The sequence below is a fragment of the Niastella vici genome (assembly GCF_002077945.1).
Classification (GTDB): domain Bacteria; phylum Bacteroidota; class Bacteroidia; order Chitinophagales; family Chitinophagaceae; genus Niastella; species Niastella vici.
This window is the reverse complement of record NZ_LVYD01000058.1, coordinates 277,644-296,704: the sequence shown is the minus strand read 5'-3', so window position 1 is coordinate 296,704 and position 19,061 is coordinate 277,644. Positions and strand designations below refer to the sequence as shown.

The window sequence follows — 19,061 nt, the reverse complement described above, 5'->3', positions numbered from 1 at the left end:
TCAGAACAAGTCATAATTATCCCATTTATATCTTATCAGGATTTAAAATATTCCCGGAACCTGTCATTTTTTCCAGGTAGTTGAAATAACCGGACATTAGCCGTTGTATGGCATCTTCCTGATAGCGGCTGCTGTCATACGTTACATCCACTTTCAGATTTTTATAAGAACCACGGAATTGAAGCTGCATGTCGATGGGAATAACGGCATCCGTTTCAGCAGGCCTCTTTTTTACCATGAGATCACCGCTGCCGGAATAGCTGTTACTTAAGGTCTCTTCTTTGACGGTGACATACTGCATGTTTATCTTCCAATACCCGTCTGTCAGCGATTCATTGGCCGGCAGCATTGCAGAGAACAGGTCGTTCAACGTATAGGCATTATACGTGTTCATATCCTCATTTGACTTCTGTACTTTCCTTATGGCTTCTCTGACTGTATCGTTCCCGTTCAATATTGTTCTAATGAGTTTTGTATTCGCCAGGCAGCCTATCTGGTTCTCCGAATCGGGGATATCCCGCCCCAACACGTAGGTGCCTATAAGGAGGTCCTTTTGGCCTGTGGTATAGAAAAGAAAAGATTTGAACGTCGCCTGTAAAACAATAAACAGGTTAACCCTATGCTCTCTCACCAGTACATTCAGGTTATCCGCATGCCGGTCTGTAAAAGAATATGTCACCTCTTTGCATATCTTATCTTTCAGCGCCGTACGTTTTTCATTGCAACCTGGCAGCGTAAGCCTTGCCGGCAGGTCATTGTAAAGCCCCTGCCAATATGCTTTGTGGGTATCATAATTCAATGCTTTATGTTTATTAATGAACCCGAAATGTTCTTTTAGCTGATATTTTAATTCCGGCAAATTGACCGGTGTGTTTGTCTTATGCGCATTGTATAAAGCAACCAGGTCTCTCATCAGGATGTCGAGCGCCCAGCCATCGGCAATGACGTGATGGATGTTCAATGAAAAAGTAAAATAGCCGGCATTGTGCCGAACGACCCGAATCAGGAAGAGAGGCGCTCTTGTCGTTTTCAATATATGGTCGTTGAACGCCAGGAATTTTTCGGCGTCTGCTGCATTGACCGCCCCGCCATTCTTTTGTTCCAGAACCTGAAGAGGCAGTTTAGCGGGGTCTACTTCGTTCACCTTCATCACAAACCGCCCGTTCATTTTGTGAAAAGAAGCATTCAGGCTCTCGTGACGGCGCATAAGGTCGTACAGCGCTTTTTTCAGCATGTCAAGGTCCAATTCTCCCTGCAGCTCATATATCATAACGCCGGAACTGTGCATGGGATCCGTCAACTTGTATTCACTATCGATCTCATCGTTCAGCCAATAAACCTGCGTGGTTGTCACTTCGTAATGTGGCCCTGAAAGGTCTGCCTCGTCATGCGGAGCTCCCGGATGGCCATTGCCCGGTTCGTCGGCAGTAAGTGCCGTTACAAATTCCGCCAGCGTACGGATGGTTGTATACTGCAGCAGATGTTTTACTTCAATGTTCGTATTAAACGCACTGTTGATCTCGATGCCGATCTTCAAGGCAAGAAAAGAATGCCCGCCCATTTCAAAAAAATCATCGTTCAGGCCTACCTGTTCGGCCCCCAGCACTTTTTGCCAGATTGCAGCCAGTCTTTTTTCCGTATCACTGACAGGAGCCACATATTGCTCTGCACTACGCCCTCCTTTAACCATCGGGTCAGGCAGTTTTTTCCTGTCCACTTTGCCGTTGGCCGATAGGGGAAAAGCGTCCAGGCATACATAATGCTGCGGCAGCATATAGGCAGGCAGCAGTCCTTTGAGGTACGCGCGTAAGTCCGCAACGGCAGGCTCCTTTTGCGTAACGAGGTAAGCTATCAATTCTTTTTCGTTGGCAGCGCCGGATGTAGCCGTCACTAACGCAGCATCTATATCCGGATGCAGCTGTAAGGCAGTTTCTATCTCGGCCGGCTCGATCCGGTGGCCCCGTATTTTTACCTGTTCGTCTATTCGTCCCAAGTATTCCAGGTTTCCATTCTTTAACCAACGCCCACGATCGCCCGTTTTGTAAATTCGGCCGCCGGGAAAAAAAGGATCCATTACAAATTTTTCATTCGTCAGATCAGGACGGTTTAAATAACCTTTGGCAACTCCTGTTCCCCCTATCCATATTTCTCCCTCGATACCCGCTGGTTGCAAAACGCCTGCGGCATTGGTGATATAGATGTGTGTATTGGCAATCGGCTTACCAATCAGTACCGGCTCATCTGCCGACAGCAGCGCAACTGTACAGCCTACCGTTGCCTCCGTTGGCCCGTATTCGTTATAGATCCGCATATCGGGGTTCAACTCCTTAAGGAAGTGAACGTGCCGCCTGTCAACCGGCTCACCGCCCAGGATCACGCAAACCACCGGTGAACTGCCAAGGCCAAGCTGGCTCAGCATGTCGACATGGGACGGCGTTAGCTTAACGCAATTGGCAGAAAATCTGCCGGACATACAGTTAGCAAGTATCTCCGTAATGTCGGCATGTTGTGAATAAATGCCCAATGTGCCCCCACTCGTCAACGTACAGAAGATACTTGTAATAGTAAGGTCGAAGGTCACCGGCGTAAACAAGCTGAAATTCGGGATCAGCCCTTCGGGGAAATAATAACGGTTGGCCCATTGAATGTAATTAGCAAAGCTTTGATGTGCGATCTCACAGCCCTTTGGCTTCCCGGTAGAACCCGATGTATAAATAAGATATGCGGTGTTGCCGGGCAAAATGTGTGGCATGGCAAATGGTGTTGCCGGCACAATGGCATCGAGCTGAATGTCGATGGCGAAGACCTGACCTTCGTAATAATCGAGCGTTGCGAGTTCATCTGCCTGTATAACCATCAGCTTAACACCTGTGTCCTCTATGATAAACTTTTTCCGCGTGGCAGGATATTCAGGATCCAGCGGCACGAATGCACAACCCAGCTTGAGCGTAGCAAGTATAGCGACGATGAGTTTTTCCGAACGGGGCAGCATGATCCCGATAAGGTCGCCGGGCCGTATTGAATACTCATCGGCAAAATAAGCCGCCAATGCATCTGACCTTTCATTCAACTCACGGTACGTTAGCCGGTGCTCGCCAAACTCCACGGCCACGGCCTCTGGCGTCGCTGCAGCCTGCCTGTTAAACAAGGTCACAACGTTGGTGTACCCTGGCGCCGCTGATGATGGTTTGTTAAAGTCTTTCAGTATCTGTTTTTCCAGGTCGTCCAGGATATCTATCTGCTCAATGGGCCTTGAGGGATCAGCACTCACAGCCTCGAGCAGCTGTTGGTAATGTACGCACATCCGCTCTACCCATTCCTTACTGTACAGATCTGAATCATATTCTATTGACAGGGACAAAGCCCCGTTATTCTCTTCCAGAAAAAAAGTCAGGTCCACCTTACTGATCGACGGTGCAACAGCCCCGAATTTTTCTAATTCGAAATCCTTAAACCACCGCTGCTGCATCTGTGTATGTATTGTTTCATTCAGGTTCGAGAAGTCGATCAGTACGTCGAATAAAGGGTTTCTGCCCATACCCCTTTGCAAGGGAAGCGCATTCACCAGCTGATCAAAAGGGTAAGGATGATGCTCGTAAGCTTCCAGAGTGGTCTTCTTCACTTTTTGCAATAGCTGCCTGAAATCATCTGTTCCTTCGAACCTGTTGCGCAACGCCAGCGTATTCACATAGAACCCGACCTGATCCTCCAGGTCAGCATTGTCCCTGCCGGCTATTGGGCTGCCGACTATAATATCTTGTTGGCCCGAATACCTGTAAAGCAGCATATTCAGGACTGACAATAGTCCCATAAACAAAGTGCCGCCTTCTTCCCGGCAGAATTTTTTCAATACAGCCAGTTCTGCAGTTCCTAACTCGCGGCGTACTTTACCGCCCCGGTAGCTTTTCAGCTGTCTGCGCAAACCGGAACCGGTGAGCTCAAGTACAGGCAACTCTCCTTCGAATTGTCGCATCCAGTAGTCCCGGTGCGCTTTCATCACCTGTCCGGCAAGTTGCTCCTGCTGCCAATGTGCATAATCTTTGTATTGGATACGCAGCGGTGGCAGTGGATTGATCCCTGCCATCACCTGTCCGCTGTGCTCAGTCATCAGCTGACTGAATTCTCTTATAAGAACGGCCATTGACCACCCATCAACGATGATATGATGCATCACATAACAAAACACCCATTCATTGTCTTCCACTCTGAACAAACCTGTTCTTACCAATGGTCCTTTTGCCAGATCGAATGCCTCATGGAACATTCGTTCAACCCTATGCTTTATATATTCCCGTTTATCTATTCTGTCACGTACGTCTTCCCGCACAGTTATAAAGCCGGAAGCGTTTGCAGGAAGCACCAACTGCCGCACTTCTCCGGAACCGTCTTCCCTGAAAACTGTTCGTAATATCTCGTGTCTTTCAACGATCATTCCAAGCGCCCGCTCAAGCAGGTCTTCCTCAATTTTTCCGCGCAGCGTGTAGGCATAAGGTACATTATATGCAACACTGTCTTCTGAAAACCGTTGCAATACCCAAAGCCGGTGTTGGCCCGAGGATAAAATATAATCCGGTGTCAACGGAATGTTCTCAATGGGAACAACAACCGGTGTTTCGTGTTTAATGCCGTCTGTTCCTTCCACCTGCTGGCCGGGGGCATCGATCCCCTTTTGTGCCCGCTCTATCAACATTGCCTGCGCGCCAAGCTCTACATGCATAAACAGGTCGCGCATCTTTAGCTTAACGCCAAATTCTTTATCCAGTACACTGGCCAGCCGGAATACTTTCAGGCTATGGCCACCCAGCTCGAAAAAATCGTCATTCACACTGATCCTTTCCCTGCTCAGCATTTCCTGCCAGATGGCAACCAGCTTTGTTTCTATTTCATTACGTGGAGCAACATATTTTTTTCCGGTTGCCATTTCCATCCCTTCCGGATGAGGCAGGGCCCGTTTGTCGACCTTTCCATTAGCCGTCAGCGGCAATTCAGATAACTGAACATAATGAACAGGCAGCATGTACGAGGGTAACGCTTCCGAGAGCCAGGATCGCAGTTCCGATACATGGAGCACTTCCTCACTAACGAGATAGGCAGCCAGCTCCTTTTCTCCCATTCTGTTCGGCACAGCAACTACCACAGCCCCCTTCACAGCCTTATGCCGCAACAACACACTTTCGATCTCTCCGGGTTCAATACGGAATCCCCTGATCTTTAGCTGGTCATCCCTGCGCCCCAGAAATTCAAAATTTCCGTCTGGCAGCAGCCTTCCCAGATCTCCGGTACGGTAAAGCCGTGCGCCCGGGAGGTATGGATCATCGACAAATTTTTCCGCCGTCAATTCCGGCCTGTACAAATAGCCCCTGGCAACCCCCAAACCGCCCGCGCAAATTTCACCCATCATGCCCGGAGGTTGCAACTGTCCCTTCCTGTTCAGGACATAGGCATATGTATTCCGCATTGGTTTTCCTATGGGAATATAGCCGGCCGAATGTATTTCACAGGTCAGGGTAAAAACGGTGTTCTCCGTTGGGCCATACCCATTGATGATCTTCACGTGCGGGTACCGATCCTTTAAAATGCGGATATATTCAGCCGATAGCTTTTCACCACCTATAAGAATAGTCTTCAGGCCGGAGAATACACTAATGTTCCTGCTCACCAGCTGATTGAAAAAGCTCACTGTAAACCACATCGTATCTACACCCCAACGCCTGATCAGCTGCTCCAGCACAGTGCCATTCAACAGTGTTTGGGCCGTGCATAATATCAACCGCCCACCGTTGAGCAGCATGCCCCAGAATTCAAAAATGGTTGCATCAAAAGAAAGGGAGCCGGTTGACAACAACGTCTCCCGCCCGGTCAGCGGAACAAAATCACCGGGCTTCACCAACCGCACAATGCTCTTGTGCTCTACCATGACACCTTTCGGCAATCCCGTTGATCCCGAAGTATATATTACATAAGCCAGGTGGGAAGGAATATTAACAGCCGTTGGGTTCTCCCCGCTATATTCCCCTGTTAAAGCTTTTTTAAGTTCTGCTTCTTCCAGCAGCAGTGTACACCTGCTGTCTGAAAGGATATACTGTACCCTTTCATCAGGATATTCCGGGTCGATGGGCACATAGGCGCCCCCTGCTTTCAGAATACCCAACAGCGCGACGATCATCCGATGACTACGTTGCAGTCGCACCCCTACCAGGTCATCCGGAACAATAGCACACGACTCTCTTAGGTAATGTGCTACCCGGTTGGCCTGCTCATTCAATTCCTTATAGGTTAAGCTGTTCTCTTCAAAGATCAATGCAATGGCATCAGGCGTTTTATTCACCTGCTCCTCAAACAACCTCACGACGGTCTTTTCCGTCGCCGCCTCTTCGCCTGGCCGCGTCCCCTCTTCCTGAACAGCCACCATGGGAGCCTGGAGTGATATCAGCAATTCTTTTTGCTGCTGCTCATTGAGCAAAGGTAACAGGCCGATGGACTGGTCAGGCTGACTCAAAATAGCGTCCAGTAAATTTTCAAAGTAGCCCGACATTTGGCGAATGGAATCCTCGAGATAAACGTCGGTGTTATATTCGATATAGGCGGTAAGGCCATTCTCCGTTTCGGTAAACACAAAGCTCAGGTCAAACTTGCTTATCTTATATTCATTGGTCTTCCAGGGGGTCGCTTCAAAATTCGCTGGTCTTTGCTTTTTCCTGGCTCCATTGATCTCATGATTGAGCAATGCTACCACCACATCAAATAAAGGGTTACGGCTCATGTCCCTTTGTATAGGCAGGTTGGCTACCAGCTCATCAAAAGGGAATTCCTGGTTTTGATAGGCCCCGAGCGTAATATCTCTAACGGTAGTCAACAGCTGCCGGAAAGTATCCTTACCTGAAATGCGTGTTCGTAACGCCAGTGTATTTACATAAAATCCTATCTGATCTTCCAGGTCGGGGTGAACCCTTCCTGCAATGGGGCTTCCAATAACAATATCTTCCTGTTCCGAATAACGGTATATCAGGGTATTTATAACAGCCAGCAATCCCATGAACAGCGTACTTCCTTCTGCCTGGCACAGATCTCTCAGAGCACTTGTTTTCTCCGCACTGATGTATCTGCGCATCTCTCCCCCCCTGAAACTTTTCACCATGGGGCGCGGCTTGTCAACAGGCATCTCCAGTACCGGCACATTGTCGGCAAACTGCTGCATCCAGTATTCCCGTTGTCTTTTCAGCGAAGGCTTCTGGAACCACCGCTGCTGCCATGAAGCATAATCCTTGTATTGGATCCGCAAAGGGGATAAGGGATTCTCTTTACCACTAATACGGGCATTGTACAACAGTTGTAATTCCCCGAACAAAATATCCATTGACCAGCCGTCTGTGATGATGTGATCCATGGTATAGGAGAATACCCATTCATCATCCTCCAACCGGTAAATACAGGCCCTGATGAGCGGCCCTTTTAAAAGATCGAACGGTTTTCTGAATGCAGCATCAAGCAGTTGTCTTACATGCTCCTTCCTGTCGGCCCGGTCCCGAAGGTCTATGCGGCCAAGGGAAAATTCCAACTCATTCAGGGGCACGATCACCTGCCGTACTTCCCCGGATGTATTATTACGGAATATAGTCCGCAGGCTCTCATGTCGCGCCATAAGGATATTGAATGCATATTCCAGTGCAAGTTCATCTACCTGGCCCTTGAAAATATACACCCCGTTCATATTGTAGGCAGTGCCTCCTTCCGCCAGTTGGGTCACCATCCACAAACGCATTTGGGAAGATGACAATACATAATCCTCCTGAGGCGGTAACAAAGGAATAGCATCTATGACCGCATCATCACTAATATGTTGCTTCAGATAATCGATCACCTCCTTTTTCATCTCCCTGATCTGCCGGATCATCGCTGCAGGAATCTCCGGATTATCGCTGCTGAGCCGGATATCACCATTGTGCAGGGCGATGTCGATCTTATTCTCCTTCAGCTCCCGCAGTACTTCTTTTACATTCATAGAAACGTATGTTAAATGTCTACGACAAATTGTTTTTCTTTCTTGCTATTGATCCAGCAGATATCATCTATTTCCAATGCCAGCTGACGAACATTCTTCAACTGAAAGAAGGCTTTCAATGATAGATCGACCATGAACTTCTTTCTTACTGATCGCAGGAAAACCATTGCCTTCAGCGAGTCGCCTCCAAGGTCGAAGAAACTGTCTTCTACACCCACTCCATCTATCCCAAAAAATCCTTCGATCAGGCTAACCACCTCTTTTTCCGTAGTTGTTTCAGGGGAGATATAGTTAGTTTCTAAACTGGGACGCTCGGTCTTTGCAGCCGCAATTTCTGCAACAGCTTCTCCCGCACCTGCAATATTTTCAGCACTATTCACAGCCTCTATTCTTTGCATCAGGTCGGTGATGGTTTCGAACACGACAGGGCAATTGTTATACTGTAATGTGCGCTCGAACAAACCCCTGATCTCTGAAGGATGCAGCACAGCAGGATTAGATTCCATCTCATCAAAAGCCATCTCACCCAACCCCACACATTTCCAGGAAGGTAATTCGGAAGACTTCGACGCTATGAAATGATGCACCCAGCTACACGCTGCTGCATAAGTGCTGTACCCCAGTCCGCCCACAGCAGCTACCAGGCTGCTGGCGATCCATACGAAGTCAGGTTTTTTGTGCTTAAAAACATCGTAGATATTTTTTGCTGCTGTTACTACCGGGACCAAGATCTCCTGTACCCGTTGTTCAGTAAGATCTTCTACCAATTCAACATGGGCTCTGTCGATAATCGCCGCCGTATGGATCAATCCATCAATGCGTCCATGTTCCTTTTCTATCATTGTGACCACAGATTCGAAAGACTCCCGGTCTGCAATATTCGTATTTACGTATTGTACACTTCCTCCCATTTCCTTCAACTTCTGCAGCCTGCGGAGTTTGTCTTTCATGCCGGCGCCGGTGAGTTCCTCCCCGCCGGTCACTATGATCCTTGCCTGGTATTGTTTTAATAAATACGTTGCGAGCAAAAGGCCCAGTTCTCCCAAACCACCCGTAACGAGGTAGCATCCTTCTTTCTTAATTATTTTTCTTTCATGATCCGCAATACCGGGAAGCCTGCGGTAAACGAGCTCCCATCGCTGACCGCCCCGGACGGCAATGGATGGTTGTTTTATTTGTCGGGCGCACAGCAGTTCGGCCACTACTGCTTCAGCAAAAGTTGCCGGGTCTGCGCTTACATCTATATCGATATTCATACAGGTAACCGCTTGCTCCTGGGGCAGAACAGACAGTATGCCCGGCATCAGCGAAGCATCTGCTGAAAACATCTCTGTTCCGGAAACCTTATACAGCCTGTCGGTTAAAAGGAATATCCTCTTTCCTTCCAGGCGGCCGGCCTGCAAAAAGGCCTGAATAGCCTTCCAAAAAGGCGTATAAAAATTACCTTCATGCCCTGCATAAATGATGTCAGTAATGTTCTCCCGGGCATGATGGCAATCTTCGACCAGTATTCGCAGATCGTTTGGCGAATGGGGATTTATAATATATGAGTCAGGAGACGTCTTAGAATATTCTTCACCGGTATACACTTCGATGACCCGGCAACCGTTTGCCACAAGCAGGCCTGTAAAATAGCCGGAAAATTCCCTGCCAGGGGAAAAAAAGAGATATGTCCCTTTATCTTTTCTGCCTATGTGGTGGAATGTAGCTGACTGCATCCAGGATGGATAATACAGCCAGTTTTCCAGGGACCTTTTACCCGGAAGGGCAAGCATGCCTGCACCGGCGGAAAGATCAGCCTTATGATCAAAACGAACAGGTTCAAAAGAATAGGTAGGTAATGGCATCTTCTTCCTTTTTTCATGCGCATGAAATGCCTTCCAGTTTACCTCTAACCCCCGCGACCATAAAGATGCCAGGGTTGCCGATACCAACCGAAGATCACTGTTTTCTTCCCACAGCGACCGCACCAGGTAATGGGAAAAGATATCCCTGCCGTCATCCTGGTGTTGCTTCAGCAAACTGGTGAGCGAGTTGCCCGCACCAACCTCCACAAACAACATCTCCTCATCCCGGTTAAGCAGCGTTTTGATCCCCTGAGAAAACCTAACGGTATTACGCATATGGCGTAACCAGTATGTGGGGGAGGCAGCAACTTCCGGCTCAACGAACTCCCCGGTCATATTCGAGATAATAGGTATTTTGGGTGTATGAAATTGTACCTTTTCCAACTGCTGCCTGTATTCATCCAGGAATGGATCGAGCATATGAGAATGGTAAGCCTGTGCCGTGCGCAGCTTCACATAGTCGGTGTTGCACTGGTCAAGTTCAGCGGCCAGCCTGTTCATGGCCTGCGGCTCTCCAGACAGCACTATCTGACCCGGACCGTTTATCGCAGCGAGAGAAACGCCTTCCCTGATATATCCACCCGCAGCGTCTTCCCCCGCTGCCACACTTAGCATTACGCCCTCAGGAAGTTTCATCACTATTTCAGCCCTTTTGAGGATCAGCATCATCGCATCTTCGAAAGTGAATATCCCGCTGATCACGGCAGCAACATATTCTCCCAGGCTATGCCCGATCATGTAGTCGGGTATTACTCCTGTCGACATCAGCCATTTCGCTAGCGCATATTCGAACAGGAAGATCAGGGGATAATTATACAGCGATTCATCGAGCAACCCTTTTGCCCGGCCAGTAGGATAGATCGTTTCCCTGATATCAATACCCATCAGCCGGTTGATCAGTGAAAATCCAAGATCCATTTCCGTTCTGAATGCAGGCACCGACTGATAGAGCTCCTTTCCCATATTGAGGTATTGCGAGCCTACGCCGGGGAACATAAAGACCAGCCTCGATTGCTTTTCCATGATCTTACCGGAAGATTGTTTCCCGGCTTGTGCATCCAAAAGGGACAGCAACTGCTCTCTGGTTGAAAACACCCCGGCATACCGGCTGGGAAAGTGCCGGCGACCCGTTTGTAAAGTGAATGCAAGATCGTCGATATTGATATCTTCATGTTCTAGCACAAACGTCTTCAGATCGTTCGTGTATCTTGCTAATGACTGGTCCGTTCTGGCCGATAAGGTTAGTATCCGGAAAGGCCACCCCTGTTCGTATGCTGTTTCTTCCGGAGCCTCCTCCAGTATTACATGCGCATTGGTACCGCCCATACCCATGGAGCTTACTGCAGCGCGAAGAGGCATCGTTCCGTTCCTGTTCCATTCTTTCAGTTCCGTATTCACATAGAAAGGCCCTCCTGCAAAATCAATAGCCGGATTGGGCGAATTGAAATGCAGGCTGGGAGGTATTAGTTTATATTTCAGGGAGAGACAGGCCTTGATAAGACCAGCCACTCCTGCGGACGTATCGGGATGTCCTAAATTCGATTTCACCGACCCGATGGCGCAATGTTTTTCTGTTGCCCTGTTAAAAGCAATATTCAGCGCTTCGATCTCGATCGGGTCGCCCAGGCGGGTTGCCGTACCATGCGTTTCTACATAACCGATGGTATCAGGGGTTACTTTGGCAAAAGCATACGCCCGCCTGATGCATTCAGCCTGTCCTTCCACACTGGGCGCAGTAAATCCAGCTCTTCTATCACCATCACTGTTGACGAAACTGCCCTTGATAACAGCGTAAATATGATCTCCCTCTTCGATGGCATCTGCGAGCCGTTTAAGAACAACGACGCATGAACCCTCACCGCTGACCGCTCCGTTGGCATCTTTGTCAAAAGCACGGCAATGACCATCAATCGAGTTGGCCATTCCCTCCTGGTATAAATAACCTCCATCCCGGGTGGTAGCTGCATGTACCCCACCCGCAACGGCCATCTTTGCTTCACCGAATAACAAGGCTTTACAGGCCAGGTTAACGGAAACTAACGAGGTGGAACATGCGGTATGCAACGTTACCACCGGCCCTTTGAAGTTAAATTTATAGGCCAGCAGCGGACCCAGGTAATCCTTATTATTGATCTGGTTGAGCGTAAGGCCATCTATCTGCAACTGCGAATTTTTTAAATGCGAATGGATCCTCCAGTTCAGATCATCTCCCCCGCCGGTAAACAATGCTATTGGGCCATTTACCTGCCTGGGGTCATAACCCGCATCTTCAAAAGCTTCCCACACACATTCGTGAAAAATGCGGTTCATAGGATGCATGAGGGTTGCTTCATCTGGCCGGTATCCAAAAAAGGACGCGTCAAACTGGTCTTTCTTTCTCATGGCAGCTCTTACAGGCACATAATTTTTACGCGCCATCATACCAGGGTCTACCCCCGCATCGATCAGTTCCTGATCCGACAGGAACTCTACCGATTCTATGCCCTTCTTCAGATTGTCCCAGTACTGCCGCCAGTTATCTGCTCCCGGCAGGCGGCAGCTGATACCCACGATAGCGATCTCCAAACCACTATTGTTATTTTTATTTTTCATTAAATAGCTATTAAATTTTTTTCGGGTAATGTCATAAGAACGCTCCTGTTCAGGAGCTCTACACGCACCAGTAATTTTTCTTTGCCATCATGCCTCACCACCTCGCAGGAAAGACCCGCGAGCACACCACGGGTAATGGTCAATTGTTTGCCTGGTTCGAAATAGCGTTCCGACACCTGGATCTCATTTTCATCATTTACTGTAAGCTTTAGATTATTTATCAACGCGTCATTGATCCGCGCTACGCTCTTGCCAGACCTGACATAATACAGATACCCGTCTGTTTGCATACACCGGTAATAATCTTCACCATTTTCAAGTTGAACAAAGACATAAGAGGGAAACAATGGTTCGTCGACATATTTTTTCCGGTCGTGCCAGGTCTTGAGCGTTTTCTTTAAAGGAAGATAGGAATTGATGCTCCGTTCAATAAGTTGACCGTATACTTTCTTCTCATGGCGTGGCCGGGTATAGATCAGGTACCAGCCGGTATTAAAACCATTCATGCGGAAACAGGATTAAGGTTGAGTAAAGAATAAGGCTATCGCTACAGTAAGTAACAGGACTTCTCTGCAAAAAAAAAGGAAAATAAAAGGTCAGGAAATTTTCAGGAACAGATCTCCCGAGCGGGAAATGCTATTCAAATTATTTTAAAAAAACAAAACGCTGTTTGTTATAACCAGCCATTTTATGGCGGATTATACGCTAATGAAGCTGGCACCGGCTGCATCTTTTAAACTGATCATTGATAAGATCCGTTACACTTTTCACATGTTCATTGATGAAAAAATGACCGCCGTCAAATACATGTATATTATACTTCTTCCGGGTGTAGCTTTTCCATCCTTCTACCTGCTCCTGTAAAATATCGTCATTGCTGCCGGTGAGAATGGTTATATCCGAACTCAGCTGCCTGATATCTTTTTCGGCCAACACGGTTTCACCGATCCTGAAATCACATCGCAGCAACGGCATGAAAAGATCCAACAGCTCATCATACTCAAATACCTCAGCCGGTGTGGCTCCCAGTTTTACAATTGCCGAAACAAACTCCTCCCGGGGCAACGAATGATAAGGTGTTCTGTCGGGTCGTTGAATGTGTGGCGCCCCCTTGGCAGAAATGAACAGATGCGCAGCGGTTGTGCCCCTCGTCTCTTCCAGCCGGCAGGCAACCAGGTAGGCCAGCAGGCCTCCCATACTATGGCCGAAAAATGCGTAAGGCGCTGAATCATTAATCTCTGTACTGACTCTGGCAACCACATCTTCCACCATAACTGATACATCATCAGAGAAAGGCTCATGCATACGCTTACCTCTGCCTGCCAGCTCCACCGGTATCATTTCAATGCATGGAAACAGTAATGGCTTCCATTTATCATAATAAGCAGCCGTGCCTCCTGCATAGGGCAAACAAAAAAGTTTTATCTTTTTTGCATTCATATTATTCGAGTTATTTTATCTCATTCCATATTGGCGCACACTGAATTCAGCAATGGCCTCCTGGTGTATCTGAGTAGTTCCTTCTATGATCTCAAGGATCTTGGCTTCCCTGAAAAGACGCTCTACCGGGTATTCTTTGCTACAGCCATTACCGCCATGCACCTGCACCGCATCTGTAGTCACTTTCATTGCCAATTTAGCGGTAAAACACTTCGCGATGATCGTCTCCATCAGCGCATCTTTATGCTTTGTCTGCCGCATGCTGCCGGCCCGCAGGCACAATGACCTTGCTGCATGCACGCCGGTGGTCGCTTCGGCAATGATAGCCTGTACCGGAGCATGCAGGAATATCTTCCGGCCGAACTGTTTTCTTTGAATTGAATAGGCATTCATTGCCTCGAGCGCTTCCTGCGCAAGCGCAAGCCCTGCCCAGGCAATGCTATATCGACCATGATCAAGTGCAGTATTGACAATATAAGTAAAACCGAATCCCTCTTTTCCCAACCTGTTCTCTTCCGGAACTTCAACCTCACAGAATTCGATCTCTGCCAGGTGTGCTGCCCGGTTGGCCAAAAGCCCCTTCATGGGAACTACAGAAACGCCAGGGCTCTTCGCATCTACAATAAATGCCGATATGTCTGTTCCGTTCCTCGCAATCACAAGGAAAAAATCGGCGATGGCGGCAAAGGATATCCATTTCTTTCGACCATTGATTACATATTTGTCTTTATGCCGCCGGTAGGCAGTCACGATGCTTCTGGCATCTGATCCGGCGCCCGGCTCAGTCAGGGCGAAAGCGCCTATCTTATTGCCAGCGGCCATTTCGGGTAGCCAGTTCATTCTCTGGCTTTCTGTTCCAAACCGGAGGATCGCTTCCCCCACCAGGGATGTATGCACGGTCAGCAGCGATCGCGTCGACGCGCATGCCTTTCCGATCTGCTCGGTCAGCAAACCATAGCTCACTGCATCCAATGCCAAACCATTGTACATTGCCGGAAAACTGGCTCCCAGGTATCCCTTATCCGCCATCTTCCGGATCAGGCCGGCGGAGATTTGCTGTTCTTCGTCGAATGTGGCAGCATACGGCCGTATTTCCATTGCAGCAAAGGCCCTTGCCTCATCAATGAGACCGGCTACTTCAGTTATCATGTCAGTGCCCCTCTCATTTTATTGACCAGTAACACCATATTATCTACACTCTTGAAGTTGTTGATGTTAATATCGTCGTTATCAACCCTGAACCCAAACTCGCTCTCGATATAATTCAGCAGCTTCATGGCAAACATTGAGTTTACAAAACCGAGCGAAAAAATATTTTCATGGTCTTCAAATGACACATCGGCCTCTTCATTTGAAATAATAAAATTGGCAGTTATGAAGTGTCGGATTTTTTCTCTTACTTCCATATTGCATTTCTGTTTATTCTAAGATCTATGTAATCGGGATACTCCGGTATTTGCAAAAGTTCGTTCTCAAAGACTATATTGCCTGTTCCATCATTGGATATCTCATAGAAATTGCAAAACTTATAGGTGACATACATCATTCTGTTCCGGTCAGTCATCCTGAAGTCGGCGCGCAGCTTTACACCATTTCGCCGGGCTTCATTCATAATATAGGCTAACAGAACAGTTCCTACCCCCCGGGACATCACCCGGCACGACATCAACATCATGCGTAACTGCCAGGCATCTACGCGCTTCTCTACCAATGCCAGGCCGATCTTTCCGTAGGAACCATATTTATCTGTCAATTCACAAACCAGCAGGTCATGCTTGTCAGAGTTGCTGAAAAAATGCAATTCCTCGAAGCTGTAAGTAACTCCCGTGGCATTCAGTTGGTTTGTTCTAACCGTCAGCTCTTCTGCACGCTGTAGATCAAACTCCCCGGCGTCTGATATTTGAAACACCATATTCAGCGTTGCCAGAAACGCTTCCTTCGGCCCTGAGAATTGTTGTTCATGCTCGTTACGCCGGATATCCTGCTGGTACATCTCCCTTCGCCGGGCCGAGTCTTCGGTCACAAACCTCGGATTAAACCGCGGGTAGTTCAGCAGGTTAAGATAATCGCCCGCATCAATACATTGTATTTCGCTGTGTGTGCTGCCAACCTCCTCCCTTTCAAAAGGCTGGTCGTCTATAAAGGCGATCGTATCGAGACCGATATTCATTTTTTTTCCGATGATGTCTACCGCGGCGGATTTCGCATTCCAACTGATCTGCGGATAAAGGAAATAATGCGCCACGCGCAGCTCTTCCAGTTTTCTCCAGCAGTCGTCGAAATTGTTCTTACTGGCAATGGAAAGCAGAATGCCGCGGTGATCCAGGCTTTCCAATACTTCGGTGATCCCTGGTTTAAGAATTACCTGTGGGTTCTCAGACAAGGTTCCATGCCACAACGTATCATCCAGGTCCCATATAAGACATTTTACATCCTTGCTGTGTCGTTGCTCTTTCTCATTCATAAATTCTTTTTCACGTGTATTTAAAAAAACCCTGTCCTGTCTTTCTGCCAAGCATACCCGCCTGCACCATTTTTACCAGAAGCGGACAGCACCTGAACTTAGGGTCCTGATAACTATTGCACAAAATTTCCAGGGAGTTCACCACTGTATCCAGGCCAATGAGATCGGCCGTAGCCAGCGGTCCCATGGCATGCCCATACCCCTCTGTGAAAATGAGGTCAATGTCCCTGGGAGAAGCCACCTGGTCTTGCAACAAAAAAGCAGCCTCGTTCATAAATAAATGAGAAAGACGGTTCGATACAAAACCCGGGTAGTCTTTTACCACCACACACTTCTTTCCGAAAGAGGCCAGGAACGTCTTTATAGTGTTTACCGTATGCTCCGATGTATGATAACCTGTTATTACTTCTACAAAATTTTTTAATGGTACCGGGTTCATAAAATGCGTTCCTATAACATTCTGCGGCCGATGAAAACAGGCTGCAGCCCTGGTTATTGCTATACAACTCGTGTTGATGGCGAACAGCGTCTCCGGATCAAATACACCCCTGATATTCCTGTAAAGGGCTTCCTTTTTGTTCCAATCCTCAGGGATATTCTCTATAACGATACGTACATCTTCCAGTTCTTTGTATTCGGTGGTGAATACGATGCGTGCCAACAGTTCTGCCGATGTGGGCCATTTTTTTTCGGAATTCATCATCCTGAATAAGCGCAGATCACCGGGTATCTTTGCTTCAGCCCTTTGCAACGCCTGGGGATCGGCGTCGATCAATATAACTTCGTATTCGAAAATAGCAAGGTTCAGCGCCAGCCCTGTACCCATGGTGCCCGCACCAATGACTGCGATCTTTTTGTTGCCTGTCATTACAGCAGCTTTAATATTATTAATAGTGGGTGTTAGGTTCGTTCAACGGTAGTATTTCTAACTGATAAAGAATCGTTCAGCAGTATTCATTAGCGTCCTGATGATCTTTTGTTCGAGTCCGAATTTGATGAGCCCCACTGTTGAACTGGCCCCGACCTTCTCCTTCATTTCCTGCCTGATCCTTTCCACGGTTCGAATGCCGAGGAAAAGTTCCTCCGCCACTTCCTTATTGCTTTTTTCCTCCCATAGCAATTGAAGGATCTTTTTTTCACGGTCGCTCAGAATGCTACGGCCGCCGTTCATATTTATTTTGATAGTAATTTGTTTATTCCAGTACAACGCCTCTGTGAACCACCGGCTCCTGCAGACCCTGTTATTCGCAATGTCGTAAATGGCGTGCATCAATTCTTCCGGCTCATCCGATTTCGATACAAATCCATCGATGCCAACATCGATGAGGTCGCTGATAAGATCCATATCCATACTTACGGATAAGATCAATATTTTAATAGCCGGATATTCCCGCCTGATCCTTTCGGCAGCTTCAAGTCCGTTCAACCCGGGCATGAACAGATCCATCAGAAGGATATCAACGGGTTTGTATTTAAGTTCTTCCAACAGTTCAGTCATCGTGCGTACTTGTATCGTGACAAAAATATTGTCCTGCCCCGAAAGATAATTCTTCAGTACTTTTCTGAACAGCGTATGATGATCGACAATAGCCAAATTAATAGTTTGCATTCGCATGCCTGGATGTTAAAAAGGATTTAACATTTTGTTTTCATTACCATTACTCGTATATATACACTCATACAATTATGTTTGTGTGTACATGTTCGTGTGACTTAACACCGGTCTACGTTCTTCACGTATTCACATTTCGACTCAACAAATCTATGCCCGGGTCCGTTCTCAAAAATAGAGACATGGTTACGAGTATAATTGAGCGCTGCCATAAAATACTTTCTGGTTATCCGTAAAAAATAAATATCGATAGCTATTTAAATTACAATGATGGAACCAGGGCCCATGCCGGTTCACCCAACCAAATTCTTTTATCATGATTCTTAAACCTATCAATGTGGCCATTACCGATGACCACGCTCTATTTAGAAAGCTCCTGGTGGATTTTCTTTCTGAAAAAAAAAACCTTTCCATCAACCTGGAGACAGGAGATGCATTCGAATTATTAAGCAAGTTGAAAAAGGTCCCGGTCGACATTGTTCTGCTCGATCTGTTCATGCCGGGAATGAACGGTATTGACACCGTTACTATCCTGCGAAATGAATTTCCTGATATCAAGATCATCATCGTATCCCTGTGTACTGACCTGAAGATCATCAGCGGACTACTGGACCTGGGCATTTATGCCTATCTGTCCAAGGCAGACGAGCCAGCCAATCTTCTGCAGGCTATTGTGGCGGCATCTGAAAACAGGATTTACAGGAACAAGTTGTTCACCGAGGCGCTTTATATCGACAAAGAACAAAAGATCAACAGGCAATTGAAAAGCCCCGCCTACATTTTAACAGAGAGGGAAAAAAAGATCGTCCAGTTATTATGGGAAGAAAAAAGTAACCAGGAGATCGCATCTGCCGTGTATTTAAGTGTTAGCTCCGTCGAGAAATTGAAACAGGAGTTGAAAGAAAGACTTGAGGTAAAGTCAATTATCGGGCTCTTCAAACATGCGCTTAAAAACGGGATCATATCCATCCAAACAACGCTGGCAATGCAATGACATCATGTGATATCGAACAGCATTCGGTTGGCGGAATCTACCCGAAAGTATAACATGAGTATTTACCGCCATTTTCATCCAAACCATAAACACTATTTTACTTTCAAATA

At 47.4% G+C, this 19,061-nt stretch carries 10 protein-coding genes; 1 reads left to right on the top strand and 9 read right to left on the bottom strand.

What is annotated here, in order from left to right; translation table 11 throughout:
* Positions 1-25 precede the first annotated feature (25 nt).
* The 9 genes from A3860_RS25340 to A3860_RS25300 form a co-directional block, all read right to left on the bottom strand.
* Positions 26-8,002 carry a non-ribosomal peptide synthetase gene (locus A3860_RS25340; protein ID WP_081151337.1) on the bottom strand — a complete coding sequence of 2,659 codons (7,977 nt, stop codon included), beginning with the start codon at positions 8,000-8,002 and terminating at the stop codon, positions 26-28.
* Positions 8,003-8,013: 11 nt separating this feature from the next.
* Entirely contained in the window at positions 8,014-12,441 is a 4,428-nt protein-coding gene (locus A3860_RS25335) for a type I polyketide synthase (RefSeq protein WP_081151334.1), read from the bottom strand.
* The gene (locus A3860_RS25330; RefSeq protein WP_081151331.1) at positions 12,441-12,947 is read right to left on the bottom strand and encodes a UpxY family transcription antiterminator; all 507 of its coding nucleotides are present in this window, start codon (positions 12,945-12,947) and stop codon (positions 12,441-12,443) included. The genes A3860_RS25335 and A3860_RS25330 overlap by 1 nt, the downstream gene beginning before the upstream one ends.
* A gap of 199 nt (positions 12,948-13,146) precedes the next feature.
* Positions 13,147-13,881: a thioesterase II family protein gene (locus A3860_RS25325; protein ID WP_081151328.1), complete on the bottom strand. Its 735-nt coding sequence runs from the start codon at positions 13,879-13,881 to the stop codon at positions 13,147-13,149.
* A gap of 15 nt (positions 13,882-13,896) precedes the next feature.
* Complete coding sequence (locus tag A3860_RS25320; RefSeq protein ID WP_081151325.1) at positions 13,897-15,030, bottom strand: acyl-CoA dehydrogenase family protein; 1,134 nt, start codon at positions 15,028-15,030, stop codon at positions 13,897-13,899.
* Positions 15,027-15,287: an acyl carrier protein gene (locus A3860_RS25315; RefSeq protein WP_081151322.1), complete on the bottom strand. Its 261-nt coding sequence runs from the start codon at positions 15,285-15,287 to the stop codon at positions 15,027-15,029. The genes A3860_RS25320 and A3860_RS25315 overlap by 4 nt, the downstream gene beginning before the upstream one ends.
* The gene (locus A3860_RS25310; protein WP_081151319.1) at positions 15,278-16,345 is read right to left on the bottom strand and encodes an HAD-IIIC family phosphatase; all 1,068 of its coding nucleotides are present in this window, start codon (positions 16,343-16,345) and stop codon (positions 15,278-15,280) included. The genes A3860_RS25315 and A3860_RS25310 overlap by 10 nt, the downstream gene beginning before the upstream one ends.
* A 10-nt stretch (positions 16,346-16,355) precedes the next feature.
* On the bottom strand, positions 16,356-17,213 hold the full coding sequence (locus tag A3860_RS25305; protein ID WP_081151316.1) for a 3-hydroxyacyl-CoA dehydrogenase family protein: 858 nt from the start codon (positions 17,211-17,213) through the stop codon (positions 16,356-16,358).
* Positions 17,214-17,270: 57 nt separating this feature from the next.
* A complete protein-coding gene (locus A3860_RS25300) occupies positions 17,271-17,960 on the bottom strand; it encodes a response regulator transcription factor (protein ID WP_081151314.1) in 690 nt (229 codons plus the stop codon).
* 313 nt (positions 17,961-18,273) lie between these two features.
* Between A3860_RS25300 and A3860_RS25295 the strand changes: the two genes are divergently transcribed.
* The gene (locus A3860_RS25295) at positions 18,274-18,951 is read left to right on the top strand and encodes a response regulator transcription factor (RefSeq protein WP_081151310.1); all 678 of its coding nucleotides are present in this window, start codon (positions 18,274-18,276) and stop codon (positions 18,949-18,951) included.
* Positions 18,952-19,061: the final 110 nt, after the last annotated feature.

Excerpts from the sequence above, each read along its gene's own strand:
- A3860_RS25310 (WP_081151319.1), bottom strand. The coding sequence starts at position 16,345 with ATGAATGAGAAAGAGCAACGACACAGCAAGGATGTAAAATGTCTTATA.
- A3860_RS25330 (WP_081151331.1), bottom strand. The coding sequence starts at position 12,947 with ATGAATGGTTTTAATACCGGCTGGTACCTGATCTATACCCGGCCACGC.
- A3860_RS25300 (WP_081151314.1), bottom strand. The coding sequence starts at position 17,960 with ATGCGAATGCAAACTATTAATTTGGCTATTGTCGATCATCATACGCTG.
- A3860_RS25295 (WP_081151310.1), top strand. The coding sequence starts at position 18,274 with ATGATTCTTAAACCTATCAATGTGGCCATTACCGATGACCACGCTCTA.
- A3860_RS25325 (WP_081151328.1), bottom strand. The coding sequence starts at position 13,881 with ATGAATGCAAAAAAGATAAAACTTTTTTGTTTGCCCTATGCAGGAGGC.
- A3860_RS25315 (WP_081151322.1), bottom strand. The coding sequence starts at position 15,287 with ATGGAAGTAAGAGAAAAAATCCGACACTTCATAACTGCCAATTTTATT.
- A3860_RS25335 (WP_081151334.1), bottom strand. The coding sequence starts at position 12,441 with ATGAAAAATAAAAATAACAATAGTGGTTTGGAGATCGCTATCGTGGGT.
- A3860_RS25320 (WP_081151325.1), bottom strand. The coding sequence starts at position 15,030 with ATGATAACTGAAGTAGCCGGTCTCATTGATGAGGCAAGGGCCTTTGCT.
- A3860_RS25305 (WP_081151316.1), bottom strand. The coding sequence starts at position 17,213 with ATGACAGGCAACAAAAAGATCGCAGTCATTGGTGCGGGCACCATGGGT.
- A3860_RS25340 (WP_081151337.1), bottom strand. The coding sequence starts at position 8,002 with ATGAATGTAAAAGAAGTACTGCGGGAGCTGAAGGAGAATAAGATCGAC.